This window comes from Pedobacter frigidisoli (genome assembly GCF_032678525.1).
Lineage (GTDB): Bacteria > Bacteroidota > Bacteroidia > Sphingobacteriales > Sphingobacteriaceae > Pedobacter > Pedobacter frigidisoli_A.
This window is the reverse complement of sequence record NZ_JAVTSE010000002.1, coordinates 481,580-504,557: the sequence shown is the minus strand read 5'-3', so window position 1 is coordinate 504,557 and position 22,978 is coordinate 481,580. Positions and strand designations below refer to the sequence as shown.

Annotated in this window: 20 protein-coding genes; 19 read left to right on the top strand and 1 reads right to left on the bottom strand. The window is 40.1% G+C overall.

Annotated features, from left to right (window positions below):
- The first annotated feature begins 5 nt into the window (after positions 1–5).
- From R2Q80_RS07190 to R2Q80_RS07160, 7 genes are all read left to right on the top strand, one after another.
- The gene (locus tag R2Q80_RS07190) at positions 6–2,420 is read left to right on the top strand and encodes a TonB-dependent receptor (protein ID WP_316798947.1); all 2,415 of its coding nucleotides are present in this window, start codon (positions 6–8) and stop codon (positions 2,418–2,420) included.
- Positions 2,421–2,489: 69 nt separating this feature from the next.
- Positions 2,490–3,200 carry a DUF4198 domain-containing protein gene (locus tag R2Q80_RS07185; protein ID WP_316798946.1) on the top strand — a complete coding sequence of 237 codons (711 nt, stop codon included), beginning with the start codon at positions 2,490–2,492 and terminating at the stop codon, positions 3,198–3,200.
- A 32-nt stretch (positions 3,201–3,232) separates the two neighbouring features.
- Positions 3,233–4,153, top strand: a complete 921-nt coding sequence (locus tag R2Q80_RS07180; RefSeq protein ID WP_316798945.1) for a DUF6607 family protein — start codon at positions 3,233–3,235, stop codon at positions 4,151–4,153.
- A 154-nt stretch (positions 4,154–4,307) separates the two neighbouring features.
- Positions 4,308–5,450, top strand: a complete 1,143-nt coding sequence (locus R2Q80_RS07175; RefSeq protein WP_316798944.1) for a M28 family metallopeptidase — start codon at positions 4,308–4,310, stop codon at positions 5,448–5,450.
- A gap of 85 nt (positions 5,451–5,535) precedes the next feature.
- Positions 5,536–5,895 carry a hypothetical protein gene (locus R2Q80_RS07170; protein ID WP_316798943.1) on the top strand — a complete coding sequence of 120 codons (360 nt, stop codon included), beginning with the start codon at positions 5,536–5,538 and terminating at the stop codon, positions 5,893–5,895.
- A 203-nt stretch (positions 5,896–6,098) separates the two neighbouring features.
- Entirely contained in the window at positions 6,099–8,417 is a 2,319-nt protein-coding gene (locus R2Q80_RS07165) for a TonB-dependent receptor (RefSeq protein ID WP_316798942.1), read from the top strand.
- A gap of 229 nt (positions 8,418–8,646) precedes the next feature.
- The gene (locus tag R2Q80_RS07160; RefSeq protein WP_316798941.1) at positions 8,647–10,323 is read left to right on the top strand and encodes a sodium/sugar symporter; all 1,677 of its coding nucleotides are present in this window, start codon (positions 8,647–8,649) and stop codon (positions 10,321–10,323) included.
- Positions 10,324–10,403: 80 nt separating this feature from the next.
- Here R2Q80_RS07160 and R2Q80_RS07155 read toward each other — a convergent pair whose 3' ends face one another.
- Positions 10,404–10,595 carry a hypothetical protein gene (locus R2Q80_RS07155; RefSeq protein ID WP_316798940.1) on the bottom strand — a complete coding sequence of 64 codons (192 nt, stop codon included), beginning with the start codon at positions 10,593–10,595 and terminating at the stop codon, positions 10,404–10,406.
- Between the two features lie 59 nt (positions 10,596–10,654).
- Here R2Q80_RS07155 and R2Q80_RS07150 point away from each other — a divergent pair, with 59 nt between their 5' ends.
- The 12 genes from R2Q80_RS07150 to R2Q80_RS07095 all read left to right on the top strand — a co-directional run bounded on the left by R2Q80_RS07150 (position 10,655) and on the right by R2Q80_RS07095 (position 22,972).
- Entirely contained in the window at positions 10,655–11,164 is a 510-nt protein-coding gene (locus R2Q80_RS07150) for a hypothetical protein (RefSeq protein ID WP_316798939.1), read from the top strand.
- Between the two features lie 49 nt (positions 11,165–11,213).
- Positions 11,214–12,401: a sensor histidine kinase gene (locus tag R2Q80_RS07145; protein ID WP_316798938.1), complete on the top strand. Its 1,188-nt coding sequence runs from the start codon at positions 11,214–11,216 to the stop codon at positions 12,399–12,401.
- Positions 12,402–12,415: 14 nt separating this feature from the next.
- Positions 12,416–13,117, top strand: coding sequence for a LytTR family DNA-binding domain-containing protein (locus R2Q80_RS07140; RefSeq protein WP_316798937.1), 702 nt, complete (start codon positions 12,416–12,418; stop codon positions 13,115–13,117).
- Entirely contained in the window at positions 13,114–13,356 is a 243-nt protein-coding gene (locus R2Q80_RS07135) for a PqqD family protein (protein WP_316798936.1), read from the top strand. The genes R2Q80_RS07140 and R2Q80_RS07135 overlap by 4 nt, the downstream gene beginning before the upstream one ends.
- 22 nt (positions 13,357–13,378) lie before the next feature.
- Positions 13,379–14,443: an ATP-grasp domain-containing protein gene (locus R2Q80_RS07130; protein ID WP_316798935.1), complete on the top strand. Its 1,065-nt coding sequence runs from the start codon at positions 13,379–13,381 to the stop codon at positions 14,441–14,443.
- Positions 14,444–14,483: 40 nt separating this feature from the next.
- Positions 14,484–15,827, top strand: a complete 1,344-nt coding sequence (locus tag R2Q80_RS07125; RefSeq protein ID WP_316798934.1) for a hypothetical protein — start codon at positions 14,484–14,486, stop codon at positions 15,825–15,827.
- Positions 15,828–15,829: 2 nt separating this feature from the next.
- Positions 15,830–17,977, top strand: coding sequence for an urea transporter (locus tag R2Q80_RS07120; RefSeq protein WP_316798933.1), 2,148 nt, complete (start codon positions 15,830–15,832; stop codon positions 17,975–17,977).
- Positions 17,962–19,104, top strand: coding sequence for a hypothetical protein (locus R2Q80_RS07115; protein ID WP_316798932.1), 1,143 nt, complete (start codon positions 17,962–17,964; stop codon positions 19,102–19,104). The genes R2Q80_RS07120 and R2Q80_RS07115 overlap by 16 nt, the downstream gene beginning before the upstream one ends.
- The gene (locus R2Q80_RS07110; RefSeq protein ID WP_316798931.1) at positions 19,092–19,715 is read left to right on the top strand and encodes a tetratricopeptide repeat protein; all 624 of its coding nucleotides are present in this window, start codon (positions 19,092–19,094) and stop codon (positions 19,713–19,715) included. Before R2Q80_RS07115 ends, R2Q80_RS07110 begins: the two co-directional genes overlap by 13 nt.
- A 100-nt stretch (positions 19,716–19,815) precedes the next feature.
- A complete protein-coding gene (locus R2Q80_RS07105) occupies positions 19,816–20,007 on the top strand; it encodes a cold-shock protein (RefSeq protein ID WP_047799968.1) in 192 nt (63 codons plus the stop codon).
- A 285-nt stretch (positions 20,008–20,292) separates the two neighbouring features.
- Complete coding sequence (locus R2Q80_RS07100) at positions 20,293–20,973, top strand: succinate dehydrogenase cytochrome b subunit (protein WP_316798930.1); 681 nt, start codon at positions 20,293–20,295, stop codon at positions 20,971–20,973.
- A gap of 19 nt (positions 20,974–20,992) precedes the next feature.
- The gene (locus tag R2Q80_RS07095; RefSeq protein ID WP_316798929.1) at positions 20,993–22,972 is read left to right on the top strand and encodes a fumarate reductase/succinate dehydrogenase flavoprotein subunit; all 1,980 of its coding nucleotides are present in this window, start codon (positions 20,993–20,995) and stop codon (positions 22,970–22,972) included.
- The last annotated feature ends 6 nt before the right edge of the window (positions 22,973–22,978 follow it).

The window sequence follows — 22,978 nt, the reverse complement described above, 5'->3', positions numbered from 1 at the left end:
ATAAAATGAGCAAATTAAAACTATTTACACTAACAGCAGCGATGCTGCTGATCAATCTGATTGCATTTGCACAGAATGCAACTATCAAAGGAAAAGTAACTACTGCAAATGGAAATCCTGCATCTTTTATCACTATCGGCTTAAAAGGCAAGGGTCAGGGAACTACGTCAGATGAGTCTGGTAACTATATCATTCACAGGGTTAAAGCTGGCGAATATACTATTGTTGCTTCAGCGGTAGGCATCAAGCCATCGGCACAGGCTGTTACAGTTACAGGCGGTGAGACTAAAGTTGTCAACTTTACTTTATCAGAAACTGATCAGGCTTTGGAAGAAGTAACTGTAGCAGGAATAAATGAAAAATATAAGGTGAGTTTACCTTCAGCAACATTGCGCTTAAATGAGCCTTTGTTGGAGGCTCCGCAAAATATCCAGATTGTGAGCAATCAGACCTTGAAAGACCAGCAGATCATTAGCATGAGCGATGGGTTGATTAGAAATGTCAGTGGTGCGGTACGTTTAGAACACTGGGGTGATTTGTATACCAACATCCAGATGAGGGGATCCCAGATTCAGGCTATGCGTAATGGCTTTAATGTGGTTTCATCCTACTGGGGTCCGTTAACCGAAGATATGAGTTTTGTTGACCATGTTGAGTTTGTAAAAGGACCTGCCGGTTTTATGTTGGGTAACGGTGATCCGAGCGGTATGTACAATGTGGTTACAAAGAAACCTACCGGCCTGAATCAGGGTGAGGTTTCGTTTACGGCAGGCAGTTATGACCTGTTCCGTACGGCTATTGATTTCGATCATAAGCTTACTGCTGATGGAAAGTTTTTGTTCCGTTTAAATGCAGCGGCGCAAAATAAAGGCTCATTCCGACAGTTCGAACAAAACGATCGTTACAGCTTTGCTCCGGTATTAAGCTATCAGATCACGCCAGGTACTAAATTAACAGCTGAGTATGTTTTGCAGAATGCGAAAATGACTGAAGTAGGCTCTTATTATATTTTCAGTACAGATGGCTATGCAACCAAGCCACAGGATTTCATCCTGACGCAGCCCGGCGCTGCCCCAACAAGGATCAATGATAACAGTTTAACTTTAAACTTAACACAACAACTTGGTCAGGACTGGAAATTAACCGCCCAGGCTGCATATTATAAATATATGCAGGTTGGATCAAGCTCGTGGCCATCAGCGGTAAATACGGACGGAACCATTATCCGCAATATTGCTATCTGGGACGCAAAAAGTGCCATGAAACTTGCTCAGTTATTTGTTAACGGAACAGCAAAAACAGGGGGTATTATTCACCGGATTCTGGCCGGATTTGACGGAGGTAAGAAAAATTATTTTGCAGATTGGGGACAGTCGCACGACCTGGATCTGGCCTCTTCACCGTTTAATGTGAATAATCCAAACTACGGTTTTCCTTCAAATGGCTATCCGCAATTTGATCGCACCACTTCTTTGGAGCAAAGGGCTGCTACTGCGGGTGGTTTGATGGATCAGAAATACCTAAGTGCTTATGCACAGGATGAACTGGGCTTTTTCAACAACGTAGTTCGTTTAACATTAGCAGGCCGTTATACATATGTGAGTCAGTCGGCCTGGGGAAATGCTCCGGATAAAGCCAAACACTTTACCCCTCGCGTTGGCTTAAGTGTATCCGTTGATAGAAGTACATCGGTTTATGCTGTTTACGATGAGGCATTCACACCTCAGTCTGGTTTGATGCGTGATGGTAGCAATCCAAAACCAATCACCGGAAACAACAAGGAAATCGGTATTAAAAAGGACTGGTTTGATGGCCGTTGGAATACTACCCTATCGGTTTATAGAATCATGAAGCAAAACGAGCTAACTTCTGATCCATCTAATAAGGCAGGAGAAACTTATAGCATTGTTATCGGAGAGAAAAGAGCACAAGGTGTTGAGTTTGATTTAAGAGGAGAACTGGCTAAAGGCTTGAACCTAATTGCGAACTACGCCTACACAGATGGTAAAGTAACAGCGGTGGCTCCGGGTGTAACTTCAATTTTCGTTGGACAGGTAGTGCCTGGATTTGCAAAACATACCAGTAATGCGTGGCTTACTTATGCTATTCAAAATGGTGCGCTTAAAGGAGCCGGAATTTCAGGAGGGTTCACTTATCTGGCCGGACGCGCTACCCAAACTTTTAGCGGAACAAATACAAATGAAAACCTTCCAAATTATTTCAAAGTCGATGGTGGTGTATTCTGGGGTACTAAAAAGATTAAAATCACGGCGAACGTATTCAACGTGCTGGATAAATACCTGTATAGTGGTGCCTATTACACCGGTTATTTTAATGCGCCAACCTACGATCTTGGAGTATATTCATGGCAGGCAGAAGCACCACGCAATTACCGTGTGAGCATTGCTTACAAATTCTAAAAAACAACATACCTGTATCGGTTGCGTCAGATCATCCGGTACAGGCTTTTACAATTAACCCGAAAAATTATGAAAACAAAAATCGCATTAGTTTTATTGTTTGTTGCATTTGGCATTTCAAATGTGTTCTCTCACGCATTGTGGATTGAAACTTCAACTACAGGAAAAAAAGGTCAGGCGCAGGAAGTAAAAATCTTCTTTGGAGAATATGAGCAGAACGAACCAGATTCAGCAAAGAAATGGTTCAGTAACCTCAAAGAATTTAAATTAATAGTTACTGCTCCAAACGGAACAACAAAAGTTTTAACTGCTGCTCCTGACGTATTGTTTTTTAAAGCAAGTTTTACTCCTGATCAAAATGGAACCTATAAATTGTCGATTGTACATGAAGTGGCTTCCGTTTTTGAAAAAGCAAAAATTGAATACTATGCTTTTGCTGATGTTGCAGTAGGCGGTGGAAAAGTAAATACCACCTTCCCTGCTGATGCCGCTTTAACGATAAGACCTGAGAAGCCGTTTGCTAAAGCAGGGGAAGCAGTTGTAAGTCAGGTAGTGTTTAACAAAGCACCATTAGCTAAACAGAAATTAACAATTGTGGATACTGCAAAAAAGGCACAACCTGCAGAAACAGATGCGGATGGGAAATTTGTTTTTAAACCAGAGACTAGAGGAAACTACTTTTTTGAAGTTTTTATAGAGGATAAAACTCCTGGCAAATTAAATGGTAAAGACTATGAAAAAGTTTGGCATTTAGTGACTTACACCACGCAGGTTAATTAAATTGCATACCCTAAAAATAACTAAACTATAAAATGAGAGTTTTAAAATTAGTATTGATACTTGCCATTTCGGTTGTGGCAGGTGCACAGGCACAAGACAAGCTGGAGCAAGACAGACAAGCCATCAGGTCGCTTGCCGGATTTTACAAAGTAAATTTCAATTATGCTGAAGTTACTTCACCAAACCCCGTTTATCAGTTCAGTAAACCATACAAAAGCCATGGTAATGAATGGGCTGAAATTATTGTAGATGAGCCGAAAAGAATCGTTATTCAGCACATGCTGGCTATAAATGATTCGACGGTGATTAAACATTGGCGCCAGGACTGGACTTATGAAGATCCGGAGATTATGCTTTACACGCAGGATAATGCCTGGAAGAAAATTGCACTGACCCCTGCAGATGTTAAAGGGAAATGGACACAGAAGGTTTATCAGGTAGATGATAGTCCACGGTACCAGGGATATGGCACATGGAGCCATGTTGGAGGACATGATGCCTGGGAAAGTGAAACGGATTCTCCACTGCCAAGGAGGGAATCGACTACCCGTAACGACTATAATGTTTTGAACCGCGGCAGTAGGATTAGCATTACCAAAGAGGGATGGATGTTTGAACAGGACAATAAGAAAGTCTTACGTACGGCGAAAGGCGATCAGGTACTGGCTGTTGAAAAAGGATATGAAGAGTTTACTAAGATCGACCCTAAGAAATTTGACTATGCCCGGAAATGGTGGGATAGCCAGAAAACTTATTGGGCTGATGTTCGCGAAGTCTGGGCTGACTTAGCAAAGTCTACCCGAAGCGATTTCAAGGTGCAAACCAAAGCCAATGGAAAATTGCTTTATGAAACCTTGTTTACCCTGGGTGATGAATCCATCAAAGAAAAATGGTCAGCAAATCAGAACAAGGAAAAAATCAAAGCGGCTTTACTGCCTTATCTGGCAAAATAAGATCGTAATATTTAAGCAAATGGTCGGCTATTTTAGCCGGCCTTTTTTTTTAGCCGTCAAACAGGTTAGGAAAAGTGTTTTCCGTGTAACTGTTTTTCATTGGATAATGGTTCATTAGGCGATAAATCATATCTTTAAATTTATCGCGACTGGAATGAGAAGAAGTATTTTTTATTTGCTGTGTCTGGCTGTTAACATTTGCTCAGCCCAGGATTCAGTTTATGTACGCAAAACGGTTAACCATTTAACCTCTCCCTATTTCTGGGGCCGGGGTTATACTAAAGATGGAATGAAAAAGGCAGCCGATTTTTTATCGGATGAATATAAAGCAATAGGACTGCTTCCACTTTCGCTAAATTACCAGCAGGACTTTGCTTTTGCGGTGAATACATTCCCTGGAAAAATGCAGGTATCGGTAAATGGCAAAAAGCTTAAGCCAGGCAGGGACTTTATTGTGAGCAATGAGAGCCAGGGCATCCGGGCAAAAGCCAATCTTGATCAGCTGGATAGCGTAAGATTTGCTGGTCAACCCAACATCAGGGTAATATTGAAAAACAAACTAACCTGGTCTGTAGCCAGTGAGACTGGCGGTTTTACGGAGATTCAAATAGACAGGAATAGATTTAACGAAGTTCCAAAGCAGATTAACTTAGATATTGAGAACCACCTTATCGATAATTTCAAGGCATCGAATATTTGTGGTTTGGTAAAGGGTACGAAATTTCCGGATTCAGTTCTGGTGATAACCGCTCATTACGACCACCTGGGGGGGATGGGCAGCGAAACTTATTTCCCCGGAGCGAACGACAATGCTGCGGGAGTGGCAACTTTATTAAGTTTGGCCAGATATTATGCCAGTCACCCACAGGCTTATTCTATTGCTTTTATTTGCTTTGCCGCCGAAGAGGCGGGTTTATTGGGGTCAAGGTACTATGTGGAAAATCCTCTTTTTCCGCTGGCAAGAATAAAATTTCTGCTTAATCTGGATTTAGTAGGTACGGGAGAGGCAGGTATGACTGTGGTTAATGCGACTGTTTATCCCAAAGCCTTTTCCATCTTAAACGCAGTGAACGAGGATTATAAGCTCATTTCAAAAATCAATAAGCGCGGCAAGGCTGCAAACAGCGATCACTATTTTTTTACCGAGAAAGGTGTTCCGGCATTTTTTATCTATACCCAAGGTGGACCGCCAGCTTATCACGATGTATTTGATAAGGCGGAGGGCTTGCCGTTAACTGAATACCATGATCTTTTTAAGCTCATCATTGACTTCAATCAGCGGATTATGCATAATTAGGTATAAGTTTAATGCCTGGAGCTGATCAGCCATCAGTATACTATCAAAGCAATGTTACTTTTCCTGAGTGTATATTTGGTTTGGAATGACTATTTTTGGTGTCTTGAAACAGCACAGGCAAAACATCGGGAAATATCTATCGGCATTTATGCTGATTGTTTTTGCTATTGCCTTAACGCCCTGGAGCGTATTACATCATCATGATACTCTTCCTGTTGTTTCGATAGAAAAAAACTGCAAACATATCAGCCACGTTCAGGCACACGGCGATACCTGTTTAATCTGTAATGCCAGTTTTGAAAAAAACTATATCCAAACGCATCACATTTATCGCGTTTTTCTTTCGGCAAAAGTTTTAAGCAAAAAAGAAATTGTTTTAAAAAGCACCTACACCCAGCTTTTACGAACCTGCTTACGCGGTCCCCCATATGGCTTAACCTCTTAAGCAATTTTAAAGGTTGTAGCGTGTCGAAAATTTTCTGATACCATTTCGGTCCTGTATGTATGGCATGAAATGTAACATGAGTTAATTCTTTGATGTCACTTTTTCAGCCTTATTATCCAAATATTTATTTAGTAAGAACTAATGGTCAGATTTGAAAAATCTTCTGTTTCCGTTTCTTCTTGAATTTTAATTTACCACACATTATGAAAAAATTACAGCTTATCGGCTTTGTAATTATCTATATATTATTTAGCAGTACAGCTTTTGCAGCTGTGCTAAAAGACATTAAAGGGAAAGTTGTTGATGCAAGTAGCAAACAAACATTACCTGGAGCAACCATTTTCATTCCTGATTTAAAAGTTACCGCTGTAACCAATAACGATGGGGAATTTACTTTGAACAACCTCCCTTCTAAAGGAAGTTATTTGGTAGAGGTACATTATGTAGGTTATAAAACGGCTACGCAAATCGTGAACTTTGCCAATGCTGCAGGGTTGGAATTTTCACTTCAGCCAACAGCAATAGAAACCAAAGAAATTGTCATCACCGGTAGTTTGATCAGCAGCACCAGTAAACGTAACAGTGCTTCATCTGCTGTTTTAGGAAAAGATGCTTTGCTGGCACCGTCTACCAATTTAATAGATGCCCTGACGAAGATTCCCGGTGTTTCACAGATTACCACCGGCCCCTCTATATCTAAACCTGTAATCAGGGGTTTAGGCTACAACCGTATTGTGACTTTAGATGATGGGATTAAACAACAGGGACAACAGTGGGGTGATGAGCACGGTATCGAAATTGACCAGTTTAAATCAGACCGGATTGAGGTTTTGCGTGGAGCTGCTTCATTAATGTATGGTTCGGATGCACTTGGTGGTGTAATTAACATTTTAGAGCCAAGCGCCGCTCCTGAAGGACAGGTAAAAGGTGAGTTTATTTCCAATTATTCGACCAATAATGGACTTACAGCAAATTCATTAATGTTAACAGGTAATCAGAATGGTTTTGTATGGAGAGCACGTGGCACGTATAAAAATGCGTATTCTTTCAAAACCCCTGCTGGTTACTTTCCAAACTCAGGTTTTAATGAAACGGACTTAAGTGGTATGGTAGGATTAAATAAAAGCTGGGGATATACCCATTTAAATGTTTCTAGTTTCCGTAATAATATCGGTTTTTACGATCCATCATTAGATGCTAACGGTAATTTCGTTAAAGAAGATGGCGAAGCTTTTATGACATCTGATTACAAAAGCCGTGATCTGGATTACCCCCGTCAGGATATCCGACATTTTAAAATTGCGTTAAACAACAATTTTATTTTAGGTAATGGGAATTTAAAAGCAGACTTTGGATACCAGCAGAATCAGCGCCGCGAGCTTGAGGATGGCCCTAGTCCGTCGTTATTTTTTGATCTTAAAACCTATACCGGTGATTTGAAATACTATATTCACGAAACAGATGGATGGCAGCCAGTTTTTGGCTTAAGTGCCGATGCGGGCCGCAGTGAGAACAAGGCTGATGATGAATTTTTGATTCCGGATTATACAACATACGGGATAGGAGTTTTTGCTTTTGCAAAGAAAAACTGGGAAAATAACACTTTTAGTATTGGCGCCCGCTATGATTACCGGAAAAACAATGGAAAGGAACTTTTTGTTGATGGGGAGCAGCAGTTTGCAGCATTCCAGAATAAGTTCTCGAATGTAAGCGGTGCCCTGGGATTTACCCATCAGTTTAATGAAGAATGGAATTTTAAAGCGAATGCGGGTTCGGCATTCCGTGCTCCAAATCCGGCAGAATTAGCCTCGAATGGCGTGCACGAAGGTACTTACCGTTATGAAATCGGAAACTCTGGCTTGAACCCTGAGCGCAGTTACCAGGTTGATGCAGCTTTGGAATATGAAGGGAAAATTGTGAGCGCAAGTGCCAGCATCTACAATAACTATGTTCACAATTTTATTTATGCCTCAAATAACGGCGAAACCATTATGGCAGAAGGTGATGAATATCCGGTTTATCGCTACGGACAAGTGAATGCAAATCTTTATGGCGCAGAAGCAACTTTGACCATACATCCTGTTCCGTTTATCCATTTCGAAAATACATTTGGTTATGTACATGCAGAAAATACCAGTTTAAACAAGCCTTTGGCTTTTATTCCTGCCGGTACAATGCGAAATGAACTACGTTTTGAGCCAAAGTTGAAAGGAACAAATGATACCTATGTTTTTGTGGGGATCAATTCGGCATTCAAACAAGCCCGGGTGGACGAAGTTTTCGAAACACCAACGAGTGGCTATACGCTGTTGAATGCAGGTATCGGCGCTACATTTAATTTAGGGAAGCAACCAATAAAACTTTCTGTAGCGGCTAATAATCTGTTAGATCAGAAATATTATGATGCATTGAGCCGTTATAAACCCGGTCGTTTCAGCTCTGAAGACCCAAGCCTCGGTGTATACAATACGGGTAGAAATATTACCTTCGGTTTGTATATCCCGTTTAAAATCGCAAAATAATACAAAGTACATTAAATACAGAACCTGATGCCATGCCAGCATCAGGTTTTTTTATTTCTGAAGATTTTTTTTCAGGCTGAATTCCTGATTCAAATGGTTTAATTTCCAATTGATTAGTGCCCTGAAAATAATAAACGTCAATTTAACACTTTTTAATTTAAAAAAATGTGAAGAATCTTTTATGATTTTACTACATTTAGGTTTCTAAACCAAATAACACAAAATTTTAATGAAACAAAATTTACTGGACACGAAGGATTACATTGTATTCGCAGTATACTTCGTTATTGTAGCTGCTTACGGCTTGTACATCTACAACAAGAAAAAATCCACTTCAACAGGTTCAAAAGACTATTTTCTGGCTGAAGGTTCACTCACCTGGTGGGCAATCGGCGCATCGTTAATCGCATCTAACATCTCAGCAGAGCAATTCATTGGGATGAGCGGATCTGGTTTTAAAATGGGATTGGCCATTGCAACATACGAATGGATGGGTGGACTAACACTCGTTATTGTTGCCATTTTCTTTATACCGGTTTACCTGAAGAATAAGATCGCAACCATGCCGCAGTTTCTGCACCAGCGATATAATGGTACCGTAGCTATGATTATGGCTGTTTTCTGGTTGCTATTATATGTTGTGGTAAACTTAACTTCTATCCTCTATTTAGGGGCTTTGGCAGTGAGCAGTATTTCTGGTTTCAGCCTTGATTTATGTATGTATGCCATTGCCGCTTTTGCCATCATCATCACGCTGGGCGGAATGAAGGTAATTGGTTATACCGATGTTATTCAGGTTTTCTTTTTAATTTTAGGGGGCTTGGCCACAACTTATCTGGCCCTGAACCTCGTTTCCTCTCACTATGGCACTACAGGTATATTTGAAGGTTATAGTTTAATGACCAGTAAGGCTTCAGAACATTTCCATATGATTTTTAAGCCGGATAATGAGAATTATATCGACTTACCTGGTTTAAGCGTATTAATTGGCGGTATGTGGATTGTGAATCTAAATTACTGGGGTTGTAACCAATACATCACTCAAAGGGCACTGGGTGCAGACTTAAAAACAGCTCGTGGAGGTCTTCTCTTCGCTGCCTTTTTGAAGTTATTAATGCCTATTATTGTGGTATTACCAGGTATTGCGGCTTATGTACTGTATAAAGATGGTGCTTTTCAGGCTGAAATGCTTCAGGATGGTTCGGTAAATCCTGATCGGGCATACCCGGTATTGCTGAACCTATTGCCTGCGGGATTAAAAGGCTTATCATTCGCAGCCCTGACTGCTGCAGTAGTCGCCTCATTAGCTGGAAAAGCCAATAGTATTGCTACTATTTTTACTCTGGATATCTATAAAAAAGTACTGAAACCAGATGCATCAGAAAAGAACCTGGTTGCTACCGGAAAGATTGCTATTGTTGTGGCGATGATATTAGGGGTAATTATTGCCCCGCATTTGGGAATAGACAAAAAAGGTGGTTTTCAGTACATTCAGGAATATACCGGTTTTGTTTCTCCAGGTATTTTTGCCATGTTTATTTTAGGTTTTTTCTGGAAAAGAACCACTTCGAATGCAGCACTGTTTGCCACCATCGGTGGTTTCCTGATGTCTATTTTCCTAAAAGTATTGCCAGGTTATACGGATTTATCTTTCCTTTCTGGAGTGGGCTTCTCTGTAAAGGCCGCCTCAGGTTTATATGAAATTCCTTTCCTCGACCGGATGGGTATTGTGTTTGTATTCTGTATACTGGGGATGGTGGTGATCAGCTTCCTTGAAAACAGAAAAGGAGATAATCCAAAAGGACTTGAGATTGATGCGAAGATGTTTAAAACCACAACCGGTTTTGCGGTAGGTACTCTGATTATTGTGGGATTACTTGTTGCACTTTATAGCGTTTATTGGTAGTCAGCATTAAAGGATAAAAAAAAGGCGTTCAATTTAGCATTGAGCGCCTTTTTTTGTATAAGTATTGCACTGGATGCATGTCAATATACTTCAAACAATGGATTAATTGCTCTTCCTGTAACATTCACACTGTTTCTACCGTATAGGGTAAAAGGACATTTAATACTCGGCAGTGCCTGATCATTTGATGTACTCAAACCAATATTCATTCGTTTTTCATAATTGGGTTTTAGGTTTGCATTTACCGATTGAAAATCAGTGTTTACCGACACATCATTAAATTAAAATTATTAATACATCATATTTGAACCAGCAATTAAAACCGAATATTATGGGTTTAGCTTACATCAACCTTAGTGCGAAACAGTATTTTAATTTCATGTGCAGAACAGAATTTGAGCGGAGGATTTTTCACGATACCTACAAAGAATTTCAGAAAAAGTCTAAGCCCTATAGTTTAAATCAAACTTTTCATACTTTCACTCAAATGTGCGAGGCAAACGGGAAAGCAAGTGCATTACATCAGAAACTTCATTACGCAGTAATGAATACCATTGTATCGCTGGAAAACAAAATCCCGGTTTTGAGTGATGTGGATGGACATTGCATTTTATTTGACCTGGCCGATCTTCGGATTTGTTCGTCTGATTTGTTGAACAAGGCGGCACATGTTATATCTATTAATTATACCAGTCCGAAACTTGTTCTGCATGAGATCGTAGGTGATCTACTGATCTTAAGCTATGATGAGAAAGGTAAGTTTAACAAAACATTTATGGTGAGGATGACCGATGATATTGTTATTAATTACGAGAAAAATCAGGAACTGGTGTATAGTTAAAACAGATTTTCTTCTCCCTATACGAAGTATTTATTATTAATTTGCAAACATGCAGCGCTTTAAAACACCAACTTTTATCATTCATGTGGCAGGTTGGCTTTTGTTCTTAACTTTTCCGCTCCTGTTTATTAATAATGAGCAATCAGGGCAAAGCAGCCTTTTGCTTTTAGCTTCACCTTATTACTGGCTGTTCTGCTTAACTTACATGCTGATGTTTTACGTCAACGCTTTGCTTTTGGTACCGCGTTTAATGTTCAGAAAGCGATATGTACTTTATAGTGCCATAGTACTGGGTTTATTTAGTTTCGTTTACTATTCACAGCCGTACGATAATCTCCTGGGACATAATAAAAGTGTAATGACTGCTTTGGGCGCACTTCAGGATGCCCAGCCCAAAGGGCTAAATCAGTCATTACAGCCAGATAAAGCCCCTGATGTTGGTCCTGATGTTGGTCTGCCGTTCGGGCCTCTTCCAAATGAAGATTTACGGATGCAAGACCCCAACCTCAGAAGACCTGGTGGTATTCTGGATCTTCATCAGTCAGAAAATATAGATGTGATCAGTCTGTTTATATTTATGATGATTATGGGCTTGAGTATTGCCACAAGTACTGTACAACGCTGGCAAAATGCAGAATCAAAAGTGGTGAAAGCGGAGGCCGAAAAAGCCACTGCCGAACTTTCTTTTTTAAAGGCGCAGATTAACCCTCATTTTTTATTTAATACGCTCAACAATATCTATACACAGTCGGTCATTAACAGTCAACATACTTCTGAAAGCATTATGAAGCTTTCTAATATTATGCGCTATGTTACTGACGATGTAACACAGGATTTTGTGAATATGAAGGATGAAATTGATTGCGTACGGGATTATATTGAATTACAGCAGCTACGACTGGGGGCCGATGCGCAGATCAACTTTAATGTTCAGGGGAATCCGGAAGGTAAACGAATTGCGCCTCTGATTTTTATGACCTTTATTGAAAATGCATTTAAATACGGCGTTACTAAAAAGGAGAGAACGGTCATTAATATCAACTTAAGTATTGAGGCAAATAAAATAGATTTTACCTGCGAAAATAAAATATACAACCACAAATTTAACCTGGAGCGTACCGGTATTGGAATTGCAAACACCCGCAAAAGGCTGGAACATTTGTATCCGGAACGCTTTAAATTAAATATTAATAATGGTAACGAAATGTTTTCGGTTAACCTTTGTGTAAATTGCTAATCAAAGAATAATTTATGGCCTTAAGATGTGTAGCTATTGATGATGAACCTTTGGCGTTGGAACTGATAAAAACCTACGTGGCCAGGTTTCCGGGCTTACAGTTGGTGCAGGTTTTTGAAGATGCTTTGTCGGGCGCGGAGTACCTGAAGCAGAACCCCGTAGATTTGCTTTTTGTTGATGTAAACATGCCTGATATCACCGGCGTTGAGCTGGTGCGCAGCCTCGTTAACAGTCCAATGATTATTTTCACCACAGCCTATCGTAATTATGCTTTTGAAAGTTATGAATTGCAGGCCATAGATTATCTTTTAAAGCCAATTGATTTTTCGAGATTTACCGCTGCGGTAGAGAAGGCAGTTGATTTTTATAATTACAAGAGCGCCACACAGGAAAGCGTAAGTGATGAAAGTATTTATGTTTACTCAGAATATAAGATGATTAAGATTGTGTTGCGTGATATCGAATATATTGAAAGTATGGGTGACTATCTGAAAATTTACCAGAGTGGTAATGATAAGCCCGTTTTAACGCTGATGACGATGAAGAAGATCCTGGAGAAATTACCGGAAGATAGTTTCGCCCGTGTTCACCGGAGTTTTATTGTTGCGTTGGCTAAAATTAAGTCTATCCACAACAGAAAGGTCAATCTAAGCAATGCCGAATTGCCTATTGGCGATGCCTATAGCGGTTTTATTAATCAGCAGAAAGGGATATGAAGTTAAAGGCAAACATTGCAACAAGTGAAAACGGATTTATATTTAATCCGGCAACCGGCGATTCATTTATCAGTAATCCAATTGCTGCGGAGATTTTAACATTAATGAAAACAGGTGAAGATGAGCAGGGAATTAAACGGAAAATTTTAGATCAATACGAAGTAGAAGGCTACCAGCTGGATCGGGACTGGGATGATTATATGCTTCAGCTGAAAGAGGCGAATTTGTTAGATTTGTAGGAAATTGTCAATTCCGCTAACCATGAACGTTTCTCTACATACGCCTCAAACCAGAACCTTAACAGTTGCTGTTACCGGTTTAAATGCCAATGACAATCCGGGTCCGGGTTTGGCAGTAATCAGGGCATTGAGAGATGGTTTCGGAGACAACCTGCGGATTATTGGCCTGGCATACGAAACCCTTGAGCCTGCGGTTTATCTGAAAGAGATGGTGCACAAGACGTATCGGATTCCTTATCCAACTGCAGGAATTGAAGCGCTGAGCGCACGTATAAAGCAAATACAGGAGGCAGAGCAGATCGATGTGCTGATTCCAAACTTCGATGCCGAATTATACAATTTTATTAAGCTTGAGCAGGATTTGCTTAAGCAGGGAATTCATACCTTTCTGCCCTCCCATAAACAGTTGGCTCAAAGGGATAAAGTGTGTTTAAAAGCCTTCGGAGATGCCCATCAATTTGATGTTCCTGCAGATGAAGCGATTTTTAGTGAAGCTGAAATTCATGATCTTGGAGATCGTTTTGGATATCCGCTTATGATTAAGGGTAAGTTTTATGAAGCATATACCGTTCAGAATTTATCGGATGCGCATAAAGCTTTCCACAAGCTACACGCCAAATGGGGCTTACCGGTAATTGTACAGAAATTTATAAAAGGTACAGAAATAAATATTGCAGCATTAGGAGATGGAAAAGGAAATACCTTAAGCGTAATTCCAATGCGCAAATTATACATCACGGAAAATGGAAAAGCCTGGGCTGGAATAACCATTGAAAACGATAAGCTATTAGACTTAGCCCGGAACTTTGCCAAGGCTACCCACTGGAAGGGCGGTTTTGAGCTTGAGGTGATTATGGATGGCGATAGTTTTTATATCATAGAGGTCAACCCGCGTTTTCCGGCATGGATATATTTAACTGCCGCCGCAGGTCAGAATCAACCGAAGGCTTTGGTTGAGCTGGCTCTTGGAAGGGCTGTTGAAGAATTTAAGAGTTATCAAACGGGTAAGATGTTTGTACGCTATGCTATGGATAATATTGTTGATGTAGAGGATTTTCAAAAACTATCGGCGTTTGGAGAGCTTTAGAGACATTCTTTGGTGACCTATGCTAATTGATATTAAATAAATGAAACAAAAATACGAACGACCAACCATCAGAAAGATGAACTCCGGACTAATGAACAAGTTTGGGGGCAGAACTGATCTGGACCCTGTTAAAGAGATCGATGGTGTTACTATAAAAAGCCTGGTTGCTGATTATGGATCTCCTGTGTTCGTGTTATCCGAAAAGCAGATCAGGAGAAACTATCAATCTGCAGTTCGTTCTTTTAAAACCCGCTATCCAAAAGTTCAGTTTGCCTGGAGTTATAAAACCAACTATCTGAATGCAGTATGTAAGATTTTTCATCAGGAAGGAAGTTGGGCTGAAGTGGTTTCCGGATTTGAATACCGCAAGGCATTAAATAACGGAGTATCAGGTAACCATATTGTTTTTAACGGTCCAGATAAAAAAGAAGCAGATTTAATTCTGGCGATTGAGCAACACTCGCTCATCCACATCGATCATTTTGATGAACTGTACCAGCTCATTAGTATAAGTGAAGAAACCAACAAAAAGGCGAAGGTGGCCATAAGGGTTAATTTTGACACAGGTATTTATCCGGCATGGGATAGATTCGGATTTAATTATGAAAACGGACAGGCATGGACTGCTATATCAAAAATTATGGCGGCACAAAAGTTAGACCTGATTGGTTTACACTGCCACATCGGCACTTTTATGTTGTCGACTTCAGCCTATGCTGTTGCAGCAAAAAAACTATGCGATTTAGCTCTGCGCTGTAAAAATGAACATCACAACCCCATTCAGTATTTAGATCTGGGCGGTGGCTTCCCCTCTACCAATACACTAAAGGGGGCTTACTTGCCGGGTGTAGATACTGTTCCCAGCATGGAGGAGTTTGCCGAAGCCATTACCACCACTATTCTGGAATCCGGTTTCTCTTCTGATGATCTTCCTATGCTCATTCTGGAAAGCGGGCGGGCACTGATTGATGATGCCGGCTACTTAATAGGGAGTGTAATTGCCAATAAGCGCCTGGGCGATGGCCGTAGGGCAACTATTATGGATTTTGGCCTGAATGTGCTATTTACATCAAACTGGTACAATCATAAGATTACAGTTGCACAGGAGGCCGGCCAGTATACGGAAGAAACCGTGTTGTTCGGGCCATTGTGTATGAACATTGATGTGATTCGTGAGAGTGTAAACCTTCCGCTATTAGAAACAGGTGATCATGTAATTGTACATAAAGTGGGTGCGTATAATATGACACAATGGATGCAGTTTATTAATATGCGGCCGGCGGTAGTATTAATTGATCAGCATGGGCAAAGCCATTTAATCAGAAAGCAGGAAACGCTTGAATATCTGGAAATGATGGAACAATTACCTGATTATTTAAAGTAGAATTGAAAAGAAAACTGCAATATTATCTTCAAGCGGCTTTGAACAGCTATGCGATTTTGTTTTTCTCACAAAACAAAATCCTTGGAGCGTTATTGTTTGTCGTTTCGATGTTTGACCCGAATGCGGGGATTTCTGGTCTGATTGCTTTAATTGTTTCGCTGGCGCTGGTGAGTGGTCTGGGTTTTAATAAAGAAGAGATCAAGTCAGGATTGTATAGCTTCAACTCGCTTTTATTGGGGATTGGATTTGGCACTTTCTATAATTACAATTACACCTTCTGGCTTTGGTTATCTGCTGCATGTTTATTATGTGTGGTGTTGAGCGTAAATCTTACAGCATGGCTAGGCAAATATGCTTTGCCAACACTTTCCATCCCCTTTGTTATCAGTTTCTGGATCGTACTGATTGCGGCGAATGGCTACACAGGCATGGGGCTGATTCAGAAAAGCAGTTCGCTAGTTTTCGAGCTGACAACCTCGGTGCCTTCGCATTTTACCAGAATATGCAATTTCTTTGACCGCCTGCATATGCCAGCCTATGTAGATTTATTTTTCCGCTCTGTGAGTGCGCTTTTATTTCAAAACAGCATTCTTGCCGGTATACTGATCAGCATTGGCTTTTTTATCCACTCACGTATCGGTTTTAGCTTGCTGGTTATTGGTTTCGTTGTGGCTTGTGTAGTGAATCATCTTACAGGTACCTATCCCGAAGGAATCAGTAATTATCATCTTGGCGCTAATTTTATGATGGTAAGTTGTGCAATAGGTGGTTTTTTTTTCATCCCTTCCTGGCGTTCCTATTTATGGGCGATAGCAACCATTCCTTTTATATTTTTAATGTTGAATGGGATTTCCAGAATATTGGGTCTTTATAATCTTCCCGTATTTTCGATGCCATTCTGTTTAGCTACACTGGGTATGCTTCATTTTTTCCTTCTCAGAAAACAGCCTGGTAAATTACAGCTCACCGCAATTCAAAATTATTCTCCTGAAACGAATTTATACCAGTTTGTGAACGGTAGAAAGAGATTCAAAGAGTTGAGCTATCTGGCATTAAGGCTCCCATTTATGGGCTCATGGACAGTTTCTCAAGCTTACAATGGAACGATTACCCATAAGGGAGAATGGAATGAGGCGTTAGATTTCGTATTAACTGATTTTGATCAAAAAACCTATGCACAGCCAGGAACAACACCCGAAGATTATTATTGCTATAACAAGCCTGTTCTGGCTAGTGCCGATGGTGTTATTCAGGAGGTAATTAATCACATTGAGGATAACGCTATCGGGCAGATCAATCTTTCTCAGAATTGGGGTAATACAATCGTGATTAAACACAGCGATCACTTATATACAAAAGTTTCACATTTAAAAAAGAATTCTGCAAAAGTTAAAGCCGGCGATTATGTAAAGCATGGGGAGATTATTGCACTATGCGGAAATTCAGGAAGATCGCCAGAGCCGCACCTGCATTTTCAGGTTCAGGCTACACCATTTATTGGGTCAAAAACCATTGCTTATCCATTTGTGAGTTATGTAAATGAAAAAAGCGATGTTTTAAAATCCTTTGATATACCATTAGAAGATGAGGTGGTAAAGTCACCGGAAATCAATCCTTACCTTAAAAATGCATTCCACTTTCAACCTGGTTATGTTGTCAATATTTCAACTGACGGCGGACAAAAAGAAACCTGGGAAGTATTTACTGATGACTATAACTATACCTATTTTTTCTGCCACGAAACTGCTGCGATAGCTTACTTTGTGAGTAACGAGTATGTATTTTATTTCAGCAGATTTTATGGATCAAGAAGCTCCGTTTTGTATCGCTTTTATCAAACAGCTTACAGGGTAAGTTATTCCGCGCATGCCGTCAAAGACACCTATGCAATGCACACTGGCCAGTTTAACCCTGCACAGTGGCTTCAGGATTTACTTGCACCCTTCTACATTTTTACTAAAAACATCTATAGCAATTTTATCATACATCATGGAGATGGAATTGATATTTCTGTCGATGCATGCGCTCAGGTTTTTAATCATCGCCGGAGCTTGATGCAAGCGAACATCAAAATAACATCTGAAGGCATCACGCAACTTAACATACAACAAAAAGGCAAACTGTTAAAAGTAACATGGCACCGAGATTAAAATTATTGATGCTGCTATTGTTTTTGTTGGTAACCACCACTCAGGCACAAAACAGCTATCAAAAGGCAGATAGCATTTCCTTTAGTTTGTTTAAAGCCGGGGAGTGGCAAAGGCTTCTCGCGTTTGGAACGGAATCGTTAAATAATGGTGAAGACTTTCCTTTGTTGCGGTTAAGACTGGGCTATGCCTCATTTGTGAGGCAAGATTACAGTGATGCCTTAAAGCATTATGATAAGGTTTTGTTTGATGACGAAAGAAATCAGACTGCATTATACTATTCGTATTTAAGCAATGTTTATTTAAACCGGCGAACGGACGCTGCCTACCTGGTTTCCCTTTTAGATACAAATGTTATTGAGGGGACTGCTGTAAAACCCTTTAAGGTACTATCAGCCGGTACTGAAGGCGGAGTAAAGTTTACCAATATTTATGAACGTGGAAACTCTTTCTTCTCCAGAACGTTTTTTGATATGAGATTAGGATACAAACTGGATCTTTCTACCTCGTTCACTTACTTCAACCAGCCTGTATTTAACGATAACATAGAACAACCCGGGTATTATACTAAACTCACTTACACCCCTTTCAGGAAAATTAACCTTATAGGCGCCTATCATTACATGCGCTCTAATTTAAGACAACTGGTTTACCAGAACCATGCCGGTTTAATCGGAATTCGATATGCTGATAGCGGGAGTGATTTACAGGCTAATTTCATATTATCACAGATAGGAGACGAAAAAACAAGGCAATACGATTTGAAATTTACCAGATACCTTAACGGTAATTTAAATTTTTATAACATCAGCAGAATTTCTATGGTTGATGTTTTAAATGACATTAACCCGGTTTTTCAACAGACTTTTGGAATAAAGCCAGTCAGGAATTTATGGTTTGAGGCCATGGTGACTTTAGGCAATCAATATAACTATGCAGAGGCTGATGCGCTGTATATTTACAACGGTTTTGATAAAACTAAATTCAAGGCGGGGGCGAATTGTTATTTTATGTTAAAACAACACGTTCTATTGGGTTTGAATTATACATTTGAACGTAAATCAGATAATATTTTTAGATTTGGTTACTTACAACACTCCATAAACGCAGGCATTACATGGAATTTTTAACACGATTTACATTATTTGCTGTTCTTGGCCTATCTTTTTTTGAGATACATGCCCAGGGCAATGTGAATATGCAAAGGGCTTTCCAGAGTAGTTACAATGAAGAGAGCAAGAAAAACTATGCAGAAGCCATTAGTGATGTGATGCCTTTTTACGCCGAAGGAAATTATGAAACCAATTTAAGGATAGGCTGGCTGTATTATCTGGCTAAAAATTATACTGCTTCCCAAAACTATTATACCCGGGCGGTAAATATCCGTCCAAACTCTATTGAAGCCAGGTTTGGTTTGATCAAACCACTTTCGTTATTAAGTAATTGGGAAAAGGTGGTAGAGCAATACAATAGTATTCTAAAAACAGATCCCCAGAATACCCAGGCAAATTACTGGCTTGGTGTGATTATCTATAACAGAAAGCAATATTCTTCAGCAGCAAAATATTTCGCCAAAGTGGTTGGTGCCTATCCTTTTGATTACGATGGAAATCATATGTTAGGCTGGGCGCTGTTATTTTCAGGAAGAAAAGCAGAAGCAAAGGGTTGTTTTGAGCGTGCTTTATTGATTAAACCGGGCGATTCGTCCAGTACGGATGGACTAAATAGGGCCGCCAAATAAGCCTGGAGGCTTATTCTCTGCTTTTTAGTGGATTTTTGAAAATAAAAAATTGATTATGAGTATTTAACCATACCTTTGGTACAAATTAAAATACAATATAATGCAACAAGGAACAGTAAAATTTTTTAATGAAACTAAAGGTTTTGGATTTATCGTACCATCAAATGGTGATGCCGAAATTTTTGTTCATGTTTCAGGTCTAATCGATAACATTCGTGAGAATGATACCGTAAACTACGAAGTAGAAGAAGGTAGAAAAGGCCTAAACGCGGTAAATGTAAAAGTAGCTTAAGAAAACTCGGTCACATAAATCGTTAAAAGTCCTGATGCAAATCAGGACTTTTTTTTTGCCAGTTTCTTACCTCTTGCCGATCTCCGGGGTTCTCTATTCACCATCTCTATCCCGCTGAGAACCTCCTTATAACGGTTACAGCCTGTCGAAATCTTTCAAATTCTTTCACTTAAGCTTTAGAATGTTTCTAAATAAATGTTTTATCGTTGTTTTGTCATAATCGTTTATAAATTCATTGCATAATTAAATACTTTTGCAAGAAATTTAGATATAAATCCTAATCAAATGAGTGGTTTCGGAAATGCACTTTCTTCATCAATAGGAAAGAAATTCATTATGGGTATTACAGGTTTGTTCCTGATACTTTTTTTAATTGTACACGCTGGTATCAATTCGTTAATATTTCTTGACGATAATGGTCTTAAATTCAACATTGGTGCCCACTTTATGGCGACCAACTGGATTATCAGAGCTGGTGAGTATATTTTGTTTGTTGGCTTGTTGGTCCACATTTTTCAGGCATTGAGGTTAACTATTCAAAACAGAAAAGCCAGACCAGAAAGATATGCTGTGAATAATGGAAATGCCAATAGTAAATGGTATAGCCGTTCAATGGGCTTGCTAGGTACATTATTATTAATTTTCCTGGTTATCCACCTGAAAGATTTCTGGGTAGTATCCCGTTTTACAGGAATCCCAACGGTTGATGCCAACGGTCACGAAGACCTTTATGCAGTAATGAGAGAGAAATTTCAGGATCCTGTTAGGGTTGCTGCTTACGTATTGTTAATGATTTCGTTGTGTTACCATTTACTTCATGGTTTTGCATCTGCATTTCAAACCATGGGATGGAATCACTCGAAATACAATGGAATTATCAAGAGTGTTGGTGTTTGGTATGCGATTATCATTTCGATCGTTTTCGCTTTAATGCCAATCGCAGTTTACACCCATTTAATTGATTAAGTTTTAGCACAAAAGAGATATGTCAGATATTAATTCAAATATTCCAGAAGGCGAGTTAACAAGCAAATGGACTAAATATAAGTCTTCTGTGCCTTTGGTTAATCCATCGAACAAGAGAACTATTGAGGTTATTATTGTAGGTTCGGGTTTAGCAGGCGCTTCGGCAGCTGCAACTTTGGCCGAAATGGGTTACAAAGTAAAGTGTTTCTGTTTTCAGGATTCTCCGCGCCGGGCGCACTCGATTGCAGCTCAGGGCGGGATCAACGCAGCAAAAAACTATCAGAATGATGGTGACAGTGTTTACCGTCTTTTCTACGATACGATAAAAGGGGGCGATTACCGTGCCCGGGAGGCCAATGTGCACCGCCTTGCAGAAGTAAGTGCTAACATTATCGACCAGTGTGTGGCTCAGGGTGTGCCTTTAGCACGCGAATATGGTGGCTTATTAGATAACCGTTCTTTTGGTGGTACTCAGGTTCAACGTACGTTTTATGCTGCGGGCCAAACTGGTCAGCAGTTGCTATTAGGTGCGTACTCGGCATTAGAGCGCCAGATTGGTATGGGTAAAGTAGAAATGTATACCCGCCACGAAATGCTTGAAGTTGTTAAAATCGATGGAAAAGCGCGTGGTATCATTGCCCGTAACTTAATTACCGGTGAAATTGAGCGCCATTTCGGGCATGCTGTAGTTTTAGGAACAGGTGGTTACGGAAACGTATTCTATCTTTCTACCAATGCAATGGGCAGTAATGTTACGGCTGCATGGAAAGCACATAAACAAGGTGCTTATTTTGCAAACCCTTGCTACACTCAAATTCACCCGACCTGTATCCCGGTATCTGGTGATCATCAGTCGAAATTAACGCTGATGTCTGAGTCGTTACGTAACGATGGAAGGATCTGGGTTCCTAAGAAGAAAGATGATAACCGTAAGGCTTCGGAGATACCTGAAGATGAAAGGGATTATTATCTGGAACGCCGCTACCCTGCTTTTGGTAACCTTGTTCCCCGTGATGTGGCTTCGCGTGCTGCTAAAGAGCGTTGCGATGCTGGTTATGGTGTAGGTGCTTCTAAACTAGCGGTTTACCTGGATTTCAAAGCTAATACGGAGCGTTATGGCCGTATCGAAGCTTCTAAGGCGGGTAATCATAATCCTGATAAAGAAACCTGCATGCGTTTAGGTACTGCTGTTATCAAGGAAAAATATGGTAACCTTTTCGACATGTATGCGCAAATTACAGGAGAGGATCCTTATGAAACACCAATGCGTATTTATCCTGCGGTGCACTATACGATGGGTGGGCTTTGGGTAGATTATAACTTAATGACTTCGGTACCTGGTTTATACTGCACAGGTGAGGCTAACTTCTCTGATCATGGTGCTAACCGCTTAGGTGCATCTGCTTTAATGCAAGGCCTGGCTGATGGTTATTTCGTATTGCCTTATACTATCGGATCATATTTATCGAAAGAAATTTCTGTAAAGGCAATTTCAACAGATCACCCTGCATTCGTTGAAGCTGAAGAAAGAGCTGTAGGTATTTTAAATACGCTAATCAATATTAAAGGAACGAAGTCTGTAGATCATTTTCATAAACGTTTAGGTCACATTATGTGGGAGAAATGCGGTATGGCTCGTAATGAACAAGGCTTAAAAGAAGCAATCGAAGAAATCAGGGCGCTACGTGCTGAATTCTGGAGTAACGTTCGTGTTCCAGGAGTAGCAAATGAATTGAATACAGAGCTTGAAAAAGCAGGCCGCGTGGCCGACTTTATTGAGCTTGGCGAATTGATGTGTATTGATGCATTAAACCGTAACGAAAGTTGTGGCGGACACTTCCGTGAAGAATACCAGACAGAAGAAGGTGAGGCTTTACGTGATGACGAGAACTATGCATACGTTGCAGCATGGGAATTCAAGGAAGGGGTAAACTTCGATCTTCATAAAGAAGAGTTGAAGTTTGAAAATATTAAAGTAGCACAAAGAAGTTATAAATAGTAGCAA